Origin of the sequence: Paraburkholderia sp. OAS925 (genome assembly GCF_040543975.1) — a bacterium.
In the GTDB taxonomy this organism is placed as follows: domain Bacteria; phylum Pseudomonadota; class Gammaproteobacteria; order Burkholderiales; family Burkholderiaceae; genus Paraburkholderia; species Paraburkholderia graminis.
The window spans coordinates 399,423-414,275 of record NZ_JBEUNO010000002.1; the positions used below are offsets into that span (position 1 = coordinate 399,423).

At 66.2% G+C, this 14,853-nt stretch carries 16 protein-coding genes; 3 read left to right on the forward strand and 13 right to left on the reverse strand.

The window, feature by feature from the left end; all coding sequences use genetic code 11:
• Positions 1-77: 77 nt before the first annotated feature.
• From ABIE53_RS20570 to ABIE53_RS20595, 6 genes are all read right to left on the reverse strand, one after another.
• Entirely contained in the window at positions 78-638 is a 561-nt protein-coding gene (locus ABIE53_RS20570; protein WP_192699718.1) for a c-type cytochrome, read from the reverse strand.
• Entirely contained in the window at positions 631-1,926 is a 1,296-nt protein-coding gene (soxC, locus tag ABIE53_RS20575; RefSeq protein ID WP_192699717.1) for a sulfite dehydrogenase, read from the reverse strand. Before soxC ends, ABIE53_RS20570 begins: the two co-directional genes overlap by 8 nt.
• Before the next feature lie 125 nt (positions 1,927-2,051).
• The gene (locus ABIE53_RS20580) at positions 2,052-3,395 is read right to left on the reverse strand and encodes an ATP-binding protein (protein ID WP_029966747.1); all 1,344 of its coding nucleotides are present in this window, start codon (positions 3,393-3,395) and stop codon (positions 2,052-2,054) included.
• Positions 3,392-4,132, reverse strand: a complete 741-nt coding sequence (locus ABIE53_RS20585) for a response regulator (protein ID WP_006049554.1) — start codon at positions 4,130-4,132, stop codon at positions 3,392-3,394. Before ABIE53_RS20585 ends, ABIE53_RS20580 begins: the two co-directional genes overlap by 4 nt.
• Positions 4,133-4,139: 7 nt before the next feature.
• Entirely contained in the window at positions 4,140-4,262 is a 123-nt protein-coding gene (locus ABIE53_RS20590; RefSeq protein WP_006049555.1) for a hypothetical protein, read from the reverse strand.
• Entirely contained in the window at positions 4,259-4,630 is a 372-nt protein-coding gene (locus ABIE53_RS20595) for a GFA family protein (RefSeq protein WP_192699716.1), read from the reverse strand. The genes ABIE53_RS20590 and ABIE53_RS20595 overlap by 4 nt, the downstream gene beginning before the upstream one ends.
• Positions 4,631-5,024: 394 nt before the next feature.
• On the opposite strand from ABIE53_RS20595, the gene ABIE53_RS20600 reads away from it, so the two are divergent.
• Positions 5,025-5,255 (forward strand): DUF4148 domain-containing protein, encoded by a 231-nt coding sequence (locus ABIE53_RS20600; protein ID WP_165919803.1) that lies wholly within the window; start codon positions 5,025-5,027, stop codon positions 5,253-5,255.
• A 71-nt stretch (positions 5,256-5,326) separates the two neighbouring features.
• Positions 5,327-5,743: an organic hydroperoxide resistance protein gene (locus tag ABIE53_RS20605; RefSeq protein WP_053860006.1), complete on the forward strand. Its 417-nt coding sequence runs from the start codon at positions 5,327-5,329 to the stop codon at positions 5,741-5,743.
• A gap of 90 nt (positions 5,744-5,833) precedes the next feature.
• Here the strand turns inward: ABIE53_RS20605 and ABIE53_RS20610 are convergent, their stop codons facing one another.
• The 3 genes from ABIE53_RS20610 to ABIE53_RS20620 all read right to left on the reverse strand — a co-directional run bounded on the left by ABIE53_RS20610 (position 5,834) and on the right by ABIE53_RS20620 (position 7,504).
• Positions 5,834-6,169 carry a DUF190 domain-containing protein gene (locus ABIE53_RS20610; RefSeq protein WP_006049559.1) on the reverse strand — a complete coding sequence of 112 codons (336 nt, stop codon included), beginning with the start codon at positions 6,167-6,169 and terminating at the stop codon, positions 5,834-5,836.
• Positions 6,166-6,873, reverse strand: coding sequence for a protein-L-isoaspartate(D-aspartate) O-methyltransferase (locus ABIE53_RS20615; protein ID WP_192699715.1), 708 nt, complete (start codon positions 6,871-6,873; stop codon positions 6,166-6,168). Before ABIE53_RS20615 ends, ABIE53_RS20610 begins: the two co-directional genes overlap by 4 nt.
• 175 nt (positions 6,874-7,048) lie before the next feature.
• Positions 7,049-7,504, reverse strand: coding sequence for an SRPBCC family protein (locus tag ABIE53_RS20620; RefSeq protein WP_006049561.1), 456 nt, complete (start codon positions 7,502-7,504; stop codon positions 7,049-7,051).
• A 186-nt stretch (positions 7,505-7,690) separates the two neighbouring features.
• Between ABIE53_RS20620 and ABIE53_RS20625 the strand changes: the two genes are divergently transcribed.
• A complete protein-coding gene (locus ABIE53_RS20625) occupies positions 7,691-8,590 on the forward strand; it encodes an endonuclease/exonuclease/phosphatase family protein (RefSeq protein WP_192699714.1) in 900 nt (299 codons plus the stop codon).
• A gap of 33 nt (positions 8,591-8,623) precedes the next feature.
• On the opposite strand, the gene ABIE53_RS20630 is transcribed toward ABIE53_RS20625, so the two are convergent.
• From ABIE53_RS20630 to ABIE53_RS20645, 4 genes are all read right to left on the reverse strand, one after another.
• Positions 8,624-8,932 (reverse strand): hypothetical protein, encoded by a 309-nt coding sequence (locus ABIE53_RS20630; RefSeq protein ID WP_006049563.1) that lies wholly within the window; start codon positions 8,930-8,932, stop codon positions 8,624-8,626.
• Positions 8,933-9,025: 93 nt separating this feature from the next.
• Positions 9,026-9,430, reverse strand: coding sequence for a hypothetical protein (locus ABIE53_RS20635; RefSeq protein ID WP_192699713.1), 405 nt, complete (start codon positions 9,428-9,430; stop codon positions 9,026-9,028).
• Positions 9,431-9,674: 244 nt separating this feature from the next.
• Positions 9,675-10,505 carry an OmpA family protein gene (locus ABIE53_RS20640; protein WP_035569616.1) on the reverse strand — a complete coding sequence of 277 codons (831 nt, stop codon included), beginning with the start codon at positions 10,503-10,505 and terminating at the stop codon, positions 9,675-9,677.
• Positions 10,506-10,558: 53 nt separating this feature from the next.
• Positions 10,559-14,800, reverse strand: coding sequence for a YadA-like family protein (locus ABIE53_RS20645; protein ID WP_192699712.1), 4,242 nt, complete (start codon positions 14,798-14,800; stop codon positions 10,559-10,561).
• Between the last annotated feature and the right edge of the window lie 53 nt (positions 14,801-14,853).

Genomic DNA, 14,853 nt, shown 5'->3' on the forward strand with positions numbered 1-14,853 from the left:
ATACGTTTATCTGCTGGAGTGATAAACCCGATGTTTTAACGCGCGACGACGCGCACGAGCGATATTACGGCTCCATGTCAGAGCTGGCCCGGACGCGGATCGGGCACGAAGCCATCGCGATTCGGCATCGCGACGCGCGGCAGCGATGCCGCGTCGAGCCGCGTGTCCGCGGGCACAATGCCGTTCTGGTTCAGCAGAAACGCGCTGACCGCATAGACCTCGTCGGCGGAAAGGGATTCGGGCGCGTTGTACGGCATCGCGCGGCGAATATAGTCGAAGAGCGTCGTGGCGTACGGCCAGTAGCTGCCCACGGTGCGCTTCGGCTTCGCGCCCGACAACGTGCCTAGGCCGCCCACGAGCGGGTCGCCGAGACCGCCCTCGCCGCGCGCGCCGTGACACGCCGCGCATTTCGTGGCGAACACGCGCGCGCCGGTGGCCACGTCGCCGCTGCCGGCGGGCAGGCCGCGCCCGTCGGGTGCGATGTCGATGTTCCAGGCAGCGATGCTCGTTTCGTTAAGCGGCGTGCCGATGCCGTAGGTCGCGCTTGCATCGCGGGAATCGGGCTTGATGGACGAGCAAGCGGCGAGCGTCGTCATGAAAACAAGCGCGGCGATGCGCGTCGAAGGGCGTTCACGCATTGCGCACCTCGCCGCTCGCATCCACGCGCCATTGCTGGATCGCGTTGTAGTGGTACTGCGAATTCAGGCCGCGCGCGGCGACGAGTTGCGCGCGCGTGGGCTGCACGTAGCCGGTGGAATCGGTGGCGCGCGAAAGTATCTCGGCCGGCGCGCCGTCCCAGCGCCAATCCGCTTCGAAACGAGTCAGCGCACGGTCGCGTGCCGCGCCATCAAGACGCGCGAGCCGCCATGACGCGCCGCCATCGGTGGAAACTTCGACTTTGCGGATCGTGCCGCGCCCCGACCACGCAATGCCGCTAATCGCGTAATAACCGTGCGTGGTGAGACGATGCCCCGGCGACGGCCGCGTGATGACCGACTTCGCATCCATCTCGAACACGAACTGACGCGCGGTGCCGTTCGCGAGCAGGCTCGTATATTTCGACGTCTCCTCGCGCGTTTGCAGCGGCGCGTCGACCACCTTGAGTCTGCGCAGCCACTTCACATTGGTATTGCCCTCGAAGCCGGGCACGATGAGCCGCAACGGATAACCGTTCTCGGGCCGCAAGCGTTCGCCGTTCTGCGCATAGACCACGAGCGCGCGCTCGAGTATGCGATCGAGCGGCAGGCTGCGCGTCATCGCGGCGGCGTCCGCGCCTTCCGCGAGCAGCCACGCGCCGCCGTTAGCGTTGCTTTGCACGGACACGCCGCCGACCTCTTCCAGCAAGGCGGAAAGACGCACGCCTGTCCATTCGCAACACGACAGCAGACCGTGCGTCAGTTGCACCGGCAAGCCGCTCGGACCATTCCATTCGCTGCCGGTATTGCCGGAACATTCGAGGAAATGGATGCGGGATTCAGCGGGCAGCCGCAGCAGGTCGTCCATCGTGAAGAGCTTCGGCGTGCGCACGAGGCCGTGAATCGCGAGCCGATGCTGATCGGCGTCGATGTCGGGCACGCCGCCGTGATGACGTTCGTAGACGAGGCCGTTCGGCGTGATCGTGCCATGCAGATCCGCAAGCGGCGTCATCGACGAAGCCGCGCCGGGCAGCGGCCATTGGCGGGCACTTCGGCGCACCACGCCGGCTTCGCGCGGCGACGGCACGCCATACGGATGCTCGAGCACCGGCGCGCCCGGCACACGGCTCGACGGCGCGGCTTCGAGCGGCCTGAGCAATTCGCCCGCGGCTGCCGCCGCGCCTTGCGACGCGACCAGACCGCCCGCCGCAAGACGGCCGAGCAGACGGCGGCGGCTACGGGAGGAAGGTGGATCGGGCGGCAGATTTAACGGCGTGTTGCTTTGGCTCATTGCGGCAGCGGCGCTTCATGGAGAAGTCGACGATGCTAGCAATGCGATGCGCCGCGGCAAAACGATCAATCGTGATATGCATTGCAGCGAATGCGGGCTTTCGCTTTATTCGCTACTGGCCACGCTCACTCGACCGTAGCCGGCGACGCCTTCACGAGATTGCGCAGCGTGAGCCTCGCCTCCAGCCCGCCGCCGGCGCGATTATGAAGTTCGAGCGTGGCATCCATCGCAAGCGCGAGTTGACGCGCGATCGCAAGGCCAAGCCCTGTGCCGCCCGTTTGCCGATTGCGCGATCCTTCGATCCTGTAGAACGGCTGAAACACATCTTCGAGCGAATCGGCGGGAATGCCCGGCCCGCGATCGAGCACCGAGATGGTGGCGTGCCTGTCCGGCGACATCGCGATCTCGATCTGCGCCGCGCCGCCGAACTTCAGCGCGTTATCCACGAGATTACCGACGATGCGCCGCAGCGCCTGCGGCCGCGTCATCAGCGGCATGTCGAAGCGGCCATGCAGTGACACGGCCTGGTCGGCATCCACGTAATCGCAAACGAGGCTGTCGAACAGCGCATCGGGATCGATGCGGCACGGCGTTTCCGTCGCGCCGTGCAGCGTGCGCGCATACGTGACGCCTTCTTTCACGAGCGCTTCCATCTCCTGCAAATCCTGGCGCAGCTTCGCACCTTCGGCTTCCGCGTCCATCATGTCGACGCGCAGACGCATGCGCGTGATCGGCGTTTGCAGATCGTGCGAAATGGCCGCGAGAATCTGCATGCGTTCGGTGACGTACATCGCAATGCGTTCCTGCATGGCGTTGAAAGCGCGAGCCGCGCGCGCGATTTCGGAAGGCCCGCTTTCGCTGAGACGCCCGGCCTTGAGATCGGGGCCGAGCGCATCGGCGGCGACCGCCAACTCGTTGAGCGGACGCGTGGCCGTGCGCACCGCGAACCAGCAGCAGCCGAGCAGCACCGCGAGTTCCAGCAGCAGCACGAGCGGCAACCAGCGCGACAGCGGCGCGCCGGACATCGGCCGCATGTCGATGGTGAGCGGCGAGCCGTCGCTGAGCTTCAGATGAACCTGCAGCCGTTCGCGCTCGCCCGGCACCGCATTCACCGTGAGCGGGTAGTTGGTGCCGATGCCATCCGCGATGGAGCGCGCGACGCGCGCCGACAGATTCGCATCCACCGGGCCGCCGCTCACGCCGGGGCCCAGCATGAACTCGTAACTGCGCCGCGCGAGACGCGGCAGCCACTGAGCGCGTTCGTTAGCGGGCAGATGATCGAGCAGCGCGACCGAACTCACGACCTCGCGTTCGATGTAACCCATCATCACGTTCGTCATGGTCTGGTCGCGTTCGGTCATGGTGAGCCAGAACGACAGCGCCTGCGCCGACGCGAGTCCGACGAAGAGAATCAACGTCAACCTTGCGAACAGCGTGCGCGGCCAGTGCAGCGACCGAAGAAATGTCATTGCGGGTCCCCGATCACGTTGACGGCCGCGGAAAACACATAGCCTTCGCTGCGCAGCGTCTTGATGTAACGCGGTTCGCGCGCCTCGTCGCGCAAGCGCTGACGCAGACGGCTTACCATCAGATCGATCGAGCGGTCGAATTGATCGGCCTGACGGCCTTGCGTGAGATTGAGCAGTTGATCGCGCGTCAACACGCGCTGCGGGTTGTCGAGGAATACGCGCAGCAAGCGGTATTCGGCGCCGCTTAGCGCGACCATCGTGCCTTCGGCGTCGAGCAGATGACGCGCCGTGGTGTCGAGCCGCCAGTCGCCGAAGCCGAGCATTTGCGCGCTTTCGGTCACCTGCATGCCGGGCGGCAGCATGCGCGCGCGGCGCAGCACCGCGCGAATGCGCGCGAGCAGTTCGCGCACGGCAAAGGGCTTGGGCAGATAGTCGTCGGCGCCCATTTCGAGGCCGAGAATGCGGTCCGCTTCTTCGTTGCGCGCGGTGAGCATCAGCACGGGCACCGTGCGAAATTTGCCCGCGCGCAGTTCGCGGCATAGCACGAGGCCGTCTTCGCCGGGCATCATCAGATCGAGCACGATCAGGTCGGGTGCGCCCTGCTCGAGAGCGGCGCGCATTTGCCGCCCGTTGGCCGCGAGCGAAACCCGCATGCCGTTCTTCTCCAGATAGCCGGCGATCAGTTCGCGAATGCCGCGGTCGTCGTCGACGATCAGTACGTGGTCGATCGTGTCCATGAATGGATCATCTCTTTTGACGTTTCACCTGCACCCGGCTCGCGCACAGCATCGAACACTGGACCGGATGCGCCCATTCGGCCGCCACACCGCCCGCGATGAACGCGATGATTGCAAGCAGCCGCTTCATGCGTCCTCCACGACGGAAAGACTGGCGCCGTCGGAAAGACCGGCATCCAGCGTATACGGATCGATCCCTTCCAGGCAACCGATATTGACGCGCCACAACTTCGCGTCCCGGCGCGTCTGATGAAACGGATAAATACCGCAGTGCCTGCAGAAGAAATGCTTCGCGACGCGCGTGTTGAACTGATACAGCGTGAGCGCGTCCTCGCCTTGCGTGATCGTCAACCGGCCGGCCTCGAACGGCGGGCTCATCAGCGCGCCCTTGCGGCGGCACAGGCTGCAATTGCAGCGCGCGGCGGGCGCAAGCGGTGTCCTGACCTCGAATTTGACGGTGCCGCAGTGGCAGCTTCCCTTTAGCGTTTCGGTGTTCATCAGCATCTCCGTGACTCTCGATGCCTGCTTTATAACGCGCGTCCGACCGCGGTTTATGTCGCAATGTATCCGAACCTGTATCTGACACAAAACATTGCACCGGTGCGCTCTAGCTGGGTTGGCCCGCGTTCGCCCGCGTTTCGCCCGCGTTTCGCCATTTCGCGGCGCGCGGCGTCGATCTATTTGTATCGCACTGTATATGCGGCGCCGCGAGATACACAGCATTGCAATACGCCGCTTCGCCGACACAAGCCAGATACCCGGCGCGACTCTAATCTCATCAACGACGGATTCGAGGCCACGCCAGATGTTGCGATGCGGACATCGCCGCTCTTCGGCAAGCCTCGCTGAAACCCGACGGATGCTTGGCTTCCCACCTATTCTGGAGAACGACATGAAAGTTTCGATGATCGCTTTGGCTCTGGCTGTTTCCGCTACGACGCTTCCGGCTTTTGCCGCCAATCCCGCCGCTGCCGTGAGCAACGTCGACGGGCAGCACACGCAGCAATGGACGCCGGCGCAGAACACGGCCGCGAAGAGCCGCTTCGAGGTTCGCCAGGAACTGGCGCGTGCGACGAAAAGCGGCGAGTTGGCATCGCTGAACAAGATTTACCAAGGGAGCTAAAGCGGGCTGCTAAGCGGCCACGCTCTTGGTACTTTTCCTTATCTACCGACTTATTACCGACGAAATCGATCATGACCCAATCAGACAAAGTGCTGTACACCGGCAAGACCCACACCACCGGCGGACGCGATGGTGCGTCGCGCAGTTCGGACGGCCGGCTCGACGTCAAGCTCGGCTCGCCCGGCGCATCCGCGACCGGCACGAACCCCGAGCAGATGCTGGCCGCGGGGTGGTCCGCATGCTTCATCGGCGCAATGGGTATCGCAGCGAAGACGCTGGGAGTCGCGCTGCCCGCCGAAACCGCCGTCGATGCCGAAATCGACCTGGCAATGAACAATAGCGGCTACTTCCTGCGCGCGCGGCTCAATGTCAGCCTGCCAGGAATCGAGCGCGAGACTGCGCAGAAGCTCACGGATATGGCGCACCAGACGTGTCCGTATTCGAAGGCGACGCGCGGCAACATCGACGTGGTGATTACTGTGGTTTGATGGCGACTGCGTGTGGCTCGCTGCATGACGCCGGCGCTCTTTGCGGAGCGCCGGCGTGTTTGTCTTTGGGTCTGCACCGCAGCAAGCGCGCTACCGTGCAACGTCTCCATCGTCGTCGCCGGTCACACCGAATTCGACGGGCGTCTTCACGTAGAACAGATGCACGTCCTCGGCGCGCAGCCGCTCGAACAACCTGGCGGCTTCGTCGCTCGTTACCGCCATCACGACCGATAACGGCTGATCCGCCAGCTCGAAAAAATGCGCCGAATGCACGCGATGATGGTGGCCGATGCCCTCGCTCGCCGGTATCACGGTCGCGCCGCGCAGACCGAGTTCGCCGGCGAGAACGACGAGCCAGTCGGCCATCGGCTTGCCGCGATGCCGCCGATCCTGCTGCGTGAAAAAAGTGATCTGATAGCCGTTCATGGCGACGTCTCCTGGATGCGCTGCGGCGCCGCGCCGTCCGATTGCGCCGCATCGGGCGCGGGCCACGCGTCGGCGCCGACGAGCGGCACGAAGCTCACTTCGCCGAGCGAGCAGCTTTCGTAGTCGTCCTCGCTGCGGCGCACGAGTTTGACGAGCTTCTGATAGTGCCGCTCGCGGCCGACCGGCATCACGATCCGGCCGCCGATCGCGAGTTGTTTGCGCCATATCCGCGGAATATGCGGGCCGCCCGCCGCGGCGATGATCGCGTCGTACGGCGCGTGTTCCGCGAGTCCCGCCGTGCCGTCGCCGAGATAAACGGTCACGTTCGAAATGTTCAGCCGCGCGAGAATGTCGCGCGCCATCGCGACCAGGTCCGCGTGACGTTCGATTGAATGGACATGCGCCGAAAGCGCCGCCGCGACGGCAGCCGCGTAGCCCGAACCGGTGCCGATGTCGAGCACGATGTCGGCGGACGAAAGCTCCGCGGCCTCGATCATCGTTGCGACGATCGCCGGCTGCGAGATGGTCTGATCGTTGCCGATGGGCAGCGGCCTGTCTTCGTAAGCGAGATCGCGCAGACAGTCGGGCACGAACGCTTCGCGCGGCACGCGGCGCATCGCATCCAGCACACGTGAATCGCAAATGCCGCGGCGGACGAGCTGCCGCTCCACCATCCGCTCGCGGGCCTCGTTGAAATCGCTCATCGCCACCTCCGTCTTGCAGCCGACGCCCGTTCGTCTGCGTGCCGCGTTGCAGCAGAAACCGCAGCGCACGCATCGACACGTTTGCCGGCGAATGCGGGACCTACATTCAGTCTACGCGCAGAACGAGTCCGACAAAACGGGCGGCGAAGATGGCATTAAACGGTGGACGTGCCCCTCAAACCGGCTCAGCCGGAATCTCGGGTTCGACCAGCTTCGCGAGTTGCATCAGCGATTCCTGCCAGCCGAGGTAGCACATCTCCACGGGAATCACCTCGGGCACGCCTTCCTGAAGAATCGAGACTTCGGTGCCGCACAGCACCGTGCGGAAGGTGATCGTCGCGGACATTTCGCCGGGGAGATTAGGATCGTCGAAGCGGTCGGTATAGCGGATTTTCTCGTTCGGCACGAGTTCGACGTACTCGCCGCCGAACGAGTGGCTGTGGCCGGTGCCGAAGTTGCGAAACGACATCTTGTAGGTGCCGCCCACGTGCCCTTCGAAGTGATGGACCTGGCAAGTAAAGCCATACGGAGGCAGCCATTTCGCGAGCGCGTCCGGTTCGAGGAACGCCCGATAAACGCGTTCGGCAGGCGCGCGCAGCACGCGGTGGAGTTTGATGGTTCCGGTAGTCATGGTAAGCCGCCTTTCGGTTGAGAAGTTGGACACACTGCTACGACGATTCGACGGCAGCGGAATCGACACGCTGCGCGATAAAAATCGTCACGCGTTGTGGGTGCCGTTACGTCGGCCAGACACCGCGGGCGGCTCGACCCGCCTCTGAGCGATAGACTACCAACACAGCTCTCGCAGGAGAATCTCATGCGGCTCGTCGACTGGAATATTCAGTGGGGACGCGGCGTGGACGGCCGCGTCGATCTCGCCCGCATCGTGCGCGAGGCGCGCGCGCTGTGCGATTTCGACATCATGTGCATGCAGGAAGTGACGCGCGGCTTTCATGAGCCGCAGCAGATGGGTGGACTGGCCGGTGGTCCCAGCGCCGATCAGTTCGCCGAACTCGCCGCGTTGCTGCCCGGCATGACCGTGATCGACGCGATCGGCTCGGATCTTCCGGGCGTCGGTGGTGGCGTCGGCGGCGGCGTCGGCGGCGGCGGCAAGCAGCGGCGGCAGTTCGGCAACGCGATCGTCACGCGTCTGCCGGTCAGGCAGGTACTGCGCCACTCGCTGCCGTGGCCCGCCGACCCCGCGAAGCCGTCGATGCTGCGCGTCGCGCTCGAGGCCGTGATCGATACCGACGTCGGGCCATTGCGCGTGATCAGCACGCACCTGGAGTTTTATTCGGAAACGCAGCGGCTCGCGCAGGTCGACAGGCTGCGCGAGCTGCATCAGGAAGCATGCGGGCACGCGCGCCGCCCGGCGCGCGCCGAGAAGCAGGACAGCCCATTCGCCGACAGCGGGCGGCCGATGAACGCGATTGTCTGCGGCGACTTCAACAGCGCGTTCGAAAGCGCCGCGTATCGCAAGATGCTCGAGCCGATTGCCGGCGCGCCCGCATTCGCCGACGCCTGGACGCTCGCGCACGGCAACGACGCACGCGCCGCGACGGTCGGCCTGTACGACCGCGAGCAATGGCCGGACGGACCGTTTGCCTGCGACTTCGTGTTCGTCACCGAAGACCTTACGCCGCGCGTCGTGAGTTGCGAGGTCGACGCGCACAGCCGGTCGTCGGATCATCAGCCGATGTGGCTCGAACTGCGCTGAGCGGCAACGTACGACGAAAGCGCGGGCCGCGCGCTAGATGCGCGGCAGGTCGTCGATGCATTTTTCGATGTGGCCGTCGGGGACGTCGGTGTCGATTCCGTCATGCCCGTTGGTGTGGGAGACGGCCACGATTTTCGGCCCGAGAAAGCGCGTGCCGCCGAGCGTGAAGAGCGACCAGACAGCGTCGCCGCGACGGATCGCGGCCACCACCTGGGCGACTTCGACGATCGAGGTCGGCGACAACCAGCTGCGCGTGGCGGGGTCGACCGTGGCCCAGCGCACATGCGTGATCCGGTCGTTCGAAGGGTTGATGCGCACAGCGTCGATACCGAATGTAGCCATGATATTTCCCCCCAGCACCCTGGCACTGACGATCCTAGCATGATGGTCCAAGCCGTCCGGCGGGGCAAGGGGCAGCGTTGCGGGGCTTCCGCGTCATTTGCCCGCGCCGGGAAACTCGCGGCAACCGAGCAGCAGTCGGTCGCCCGGCGCCGCGCCTGGCGCAAGCGCCGCGGCGTGCGTCTGGCCGTCGCCGCACTGCCATTGCGCTGTCAGATCGCTGCGGCATGACAGGACGCCTCCACCGGCGACGTCACCGGTCAGCATGTAGGTGCAGGCTGTCTGGCCATTGCATCGACGCGCGAGGTCGAGCGTGGCGTTGCCCTCCTGCTGGCCGCAGTTTCGGCCGTAGGTTCCTGCGACGATTGTTATGGTGTTCGATGGATTCGCGTCGGCCGCAGGTGAGTTGTAGCTGGCGGACGCCTGGAATGTCAGGGATCCCAGGCATGTGGCACTCACAAGCATTCTGGCGCGCGACGCAGCGAGTCGGCGGATTTTCATGAGCGGCCTCCGGGCGGCCGAACGGCAGGGGTAAACCCATTTTAGACGCTGCCATGCGACACGCGGGGCCGCGAGACGACTAATCGAAGAAGACCAGCCAACGTGCGAAGGCGCGGCTCAATTGCCTGATTGCGGTGGCTCTGCCCGAGCACTTCGTAAATCCGGGGTACTGGCGAGCGATCACCGGAACAACCGCTCCCCACACTACCCCACTGCATATCACCGCAACCCCAACCACCAACCCTCACCGCTGCCCGTAAATCGCAATCGTCACCCGCCGGTCTTTCTGCAGGCAAGCAATGACGGCAGGCGTTTCACCCGGCGGGCAATGGGAAACCGGCTGCGACGATCCCGCGCCCGAAGCGCGAATGCGCTCAGCGTCGAGGCCGTGCGCCACCAGATACGCCTTCACGGTTTCGGCTCGCGCCTGCGACAGCGCACGGTTGCTCTCGTCGGAACCGATACGATCGGTGTGGCCCACCACGTCGATGCGCGTCACGCCGTCTTCCTTGCGGATTTTCTCGATCGCGGCGTCCAGTTCGGCGCGGCCGCGCGGCAGCATCGAATTGAGGCTCGATTTCCCGAACGGAAACAGCGCCTCGCCTTCGAACGTGAACTGTTCGAGCGCCGCCGGCTTCGCCGCGACCGGAGCAGGCGCAACCGGTGCGGCGTCGCTCATCAAGTCCGCACACTGTGGATCGCGCCAGTACGTCGCGCTCACGCGCATGTTCTTGTCGAACTGCACCTGATATTGACACGACACCACCCGGTCGCCGCGACGGAAATCGAACAGGTAGTTCCAGACATGATTGCCCACGAACCACTCGTTAAAGTGCGGCGGCCCGATCAGGTCATAGAGCTGGTCCTTGTTGAGCCCGGTACTCACGTTGCGCAGGTTCGCCACGTTCACGAACGTGCCGCCGGCCGGCGACGCGGACGTGGCGTCCGGAAACTTCGGCGGCGTCTGCGGCACCGCGCATCCCTGCATGACGACGGCAGCCGCGAGGCACATCGAAAGCAGCATAGCTGGTTGTAATTTCATGATTCGCTTGTTGTCTTGTTTGAGGTTTCGCATCGGCTCGGCTACTGCGGCTAGTGCGCTTTCCGCGCTTTCCGCGCCTTCCGCGTCTACCACTGGTAGCCCGCGCCCATTACGGCGCCGTAGGTGCCGCGCGTGTTCGTCGAGACGGCCGCCTTGTAGACCCAGTGGTTGTTCTCGGAGATCGTGGAAACGCCGAGCGCCTGGCCCGACTGACCGCGATACACGCTGCCCGCAATCGACACCATGCTCTTGCCCGGCCCCGACGGCTGCGGCAGGCCGGCTACGGCCATCGCCGTGGCGGTGCCGCCGTCCGCGTCGCGGCGATACGAGTCGAGGTTGTTGCGCAGGCCGGCCACCTGGCTGTCCGTGTAGCTGTTCGCCTGTGACAGCGCGTTGCTCACGCTCGCGTTGAGCTGGCCGACGTTCACGGCATCGGTCGGCGCCGTGCCCGCCGCGACGTTGACGACCTGGCGGGTCGAACCTGCGGAGCCCACGGCAACCACGTTCGAGCGGCCGCCGTCGTCGCTGCCCGCACCGATTGCAGCCGATCCGCTGCCCGACGAAGTCGCGCCCGTACCCACCACCGTCGAGCCGTTGCCCGTCGCCTGCGAGCCGTTGCCGACCGCCGTGCTGTTCGAGCCCGAGGCGACGGCCCCGGAGCCGCCCGCGGACGAGTTCGTGCCCGTCGACGAGGGCGCCGTGCTGTTGCCGGTGCCCGGCGTCGACGTATAGCCACCGCCGTTATTGGTGGTGTTCTGGTTGATGAGCGTCGTGAGCTGGGAAGCGACGGCGTCGAGTTGCGAGACATTCACGGCGTCGGTGCCGAGGCGCCCAGGGGCCAGGCCCGTGATTTGCCGGTTGCCGACGTTGATTTCCCCCGCCGACGATTGCGGGCTGCTCAACCCATACGCCACGTAGTTGCTGAGCGCGCCGACCGTGGTGAGCGAGCCGGCGCCGAGCGCGATGCTGTTCGCCATCGTCGCGCTGGCTCCCGAGCCAAACGCGATGGCATCCACGGCACTGCTGCGCGCGCCCGAACCGATCGCGACGCTGCCGACGTTGGCCGCGCTCGAATTCGCGCCCTGCGCAATCGACTGCGCGCCGCCCGCCACGCTGCCGCTGCCGAGCGCGATCGCATCGGCCTGCGCGGCGCTTGATGCCTGGCCGATCGCCACGCCGCCCGGCGCCGTGGCATCCACGACTGCGCCGTTGCCGATGCCCACGCCGTTGTCGCCGTTCACGACCGTCGTGGGGCCCACCGCGATGGACTCCGCGCCGACGGCGAGCGAGTCGGCCGCCGTCGAGTTCGCGTGGAAGTACAACTGCCCGGTCACGGCAAACGACGACAACGCGCCCGCAAGCTGACGCACGGTGACGGCGTCCTGCGCTTCAGTGCCGTCCGCGACATTGGTGAGCTGGCGATAGGTGTTCGTCGACGCATTGCCGAACGACACCGCACCGAGCAGCGTGCGATCCGACGTGTTGTACGGAATCGAATGCGTGCCGTTGGCAATCGAGCCGACGCCTGAGAGCACGGCGCGATCTGATACGGAGCCCGAACCAATCGCCACGCCGTCGTCGACGGTGACGCTCGACAGCGTGCCGAGCGCAAGCGAGTTGGCGTTCTGCGCCGAGGCCCCATTGCCCGCGGCGAGACTCGAGGTGCCGGCCGAGACCGCGGCCGGGCCGATGGCGACGCTGTCGGTGCCCGTCGCCAGGCTGTCCGCGAGCGTCGAGCTTGCGTGGAAGTACTTGATGCCCGCGCCGTTGTTGATGTTGTCGATGGCGGTACTGTTGGCCGTCACCTGCTGGTTGGTCGCGTAGAGCTGCGAGCCGTTCACGGCGTCCGTGCTCGACTGGCTCAACTCGCCCGCGGCCACGTTCTGGATCTGCCGCGTGGCGCCCGACGTGCCCACACTCACGACGCCCGTGGGTGCGCCGCCGGCGAAGGTGTAGCTCACGCCGCCAATGGTCGTGCCCGACGTCGGTGTCGCGGCCGTGGTGGTGGAACCTGCACCCAGCGCCACGCTGTTCGCGACACTGGCGATGGCGTTGGAGCCGACGGCCACGGCGTTCGCCGCCGTCGATTGCGTGTTGCCGCCCACGGCGATCGCATCCGTGCCCGTGGCGACAGAATCGGCCAGCGTCGAATTCGCGTGGAAGTACTTGATGCCCGCGCCGTTGTTGATGTTGTCGATGGCGGTGCTGTTGGCCGTGACCTGCTGGTTCGTCGCGTAAAGCTGCGAGCCGTTCACGGCGTCCGTGCTGGACTGGCTCAACTGACCCGCGGCCACGTTCTGGATTTGCCGCTCGGCACCCAACGCGCCCACGCTCACGACGCCCGCAGGCGACGCGCCGGCGAACGAGTAGCTCACGCCGCCGATGGTCGCGCCCGAGGTGGGCGTCGACGTGGTCGTCGTGGAACTGGCGCCCAGCGCGACGCTGTTGGCCACGCTCGCGATGGCGCCCGAGCCGAGTGCGAGCCCGCGCGATGCGGCAGCCTGCACGACGGCCGTATCGCCGAGTGCAACTGAGCCCGCGCTGTTGGCCTGCGATGCGTTGCCGAGCGCGACGGAGCCTTGTCCCGTCGCCAGGTTTCCGTTACCGAGCGCGATCGCGCCCTGGCCGTTGGACGTGTTGTTCGCGCCCATCGCGATGGCGCCGTTGCCGATGGCCGAATTCGGATCGCCGATCGCCACTGCGCCGTTGCCGCTCGCCGTCTGGGCTTCGCCGAGTGCGACCGCGCCCGTGCCGCTCGTGACCTGCGAATTATGGCCGCCCGCAATGGCGCCGGTGCCGGCCGCGGCCGCCACGATGTTGTTGGCGCCGAAGGCGACCGTCATCGTGGCAAGCGCCTGTGAGCCGATGCCCATTGCCGTTGCGCCTGCCGCCGACGCGACCGCCGTATAGCCGACCGCGGTGGCGTTGTTGGCGCTTGCCGTGGTCGCGCCGCCCAACGCCGTGGTCTGCACGCCGGTGGCGAGCGCGTTGATGCCGAGGCCCGTCGCGTTCAGGGCCGTTGCATGAACGCCCGCGCCCAGCGCCGTCGCGGAGGTTGCCGTGGCGCTCGCATTGAGACCGAGCGCCGAGGTGTTGTCGACGGTCGCATTCGCGCCCGCGCCGAGCGCGACGGCCGACGTGCCGGTCGCCCTCGCGAGATTGCCGAAGGCGCTGCTCGACAGTCCGGATGTCAGCGCGCCGACGCCCACCGCAACCGAACTGTTGCCGCTGGCCGTCGCGCCGCTGCCGAAGGCTTGAGCCGACGCGCCGCTCGCAATGGTGTTGTTGCCCATCGAGATCGCGAAGTTGCCGGTGGCCTGCGTGCCGGAGCCCGGTACGCCTGCCGTGCCGCCCACGCCGATCGCAATCGCCCCAGTGCCCGACGCGCCGCTGTTCACGCCGACCGCGACGCCGGATGCGCCGCTCACCATCGCGCCCGAACCGACCGCGACACCGGCATCGCCCCCGGTGGTCGTGATCGCCTGATTGCCGATGGCGACCGACGTGCCGGCGGCCGCAGTCGACAAGGGTCCGAGCGCCGTCGCGTGATCGCCCGATGCCGTTGCCCCGGCCGCTCCCGCGAACGAAGAGGCGCCCGAAGCGTTGGCAGCGCCCGCCGCGACAGCGGCCGCGCCGGAAGCGTTGGCGAACGATCCTAACGCGGAGCTATTGGTATCGGACGCCTTGGCGCCGGGTCCTAGCGCACTGGAATTAAGCCCGGTTGCGCCTGCCGAAGTACCGTAAGCGGCAGCACCTTGAGCCGTTGCGCTGGACAGATAGCCCGTCGCAGTACTGTTGACGCCGCTCGCAACACTGGTGCTGCCGATCGATACGGCGCTGGCTCCCGACGAAACGGCGCCGAGCCCTACCGCAACGGTGCCCGTGGTGCTCGCCGTCGAGTTAATACCCACGGCCGTCGAATTGTTTCCGGAAGCCAGCGCGCCAGGTCCTAATGCGCTTGCAGAGATGCCCGTGGCGATCGCCAGGTTGCCCAACGCCGTGGAGTTCTGCTGCGAGGCAGTCGACCCTATACCGATTGCGATTGCACTGGTCGATCCGCTCGCGCTGCCGCCGTCCAACGCAAACTGGGCATGCGCGCTCGGGGCGGCGAGGCCGCTGCCCAGCAGCACCAACGCCGCCGCGGCAAGCGATGGCATGGCACGACCACGGCTGCGCGCGTCAGTTGCGTCGCTGCTTGCATCGGCGGCGCAGACATTGACGACGCCCGCAGACGCGCCTTTGCCCTTGCCGTTGGCCCGGTCGAGTTCGGACGCGGCGACGAAGGCGCCGAGCGCCGCGTTCCACACAGTGCGGTAAGTTCGATTCATAGATTTCCCTGCCTGTAAGCGGCGTGTTCCACACACAGACGCATCACGCACTC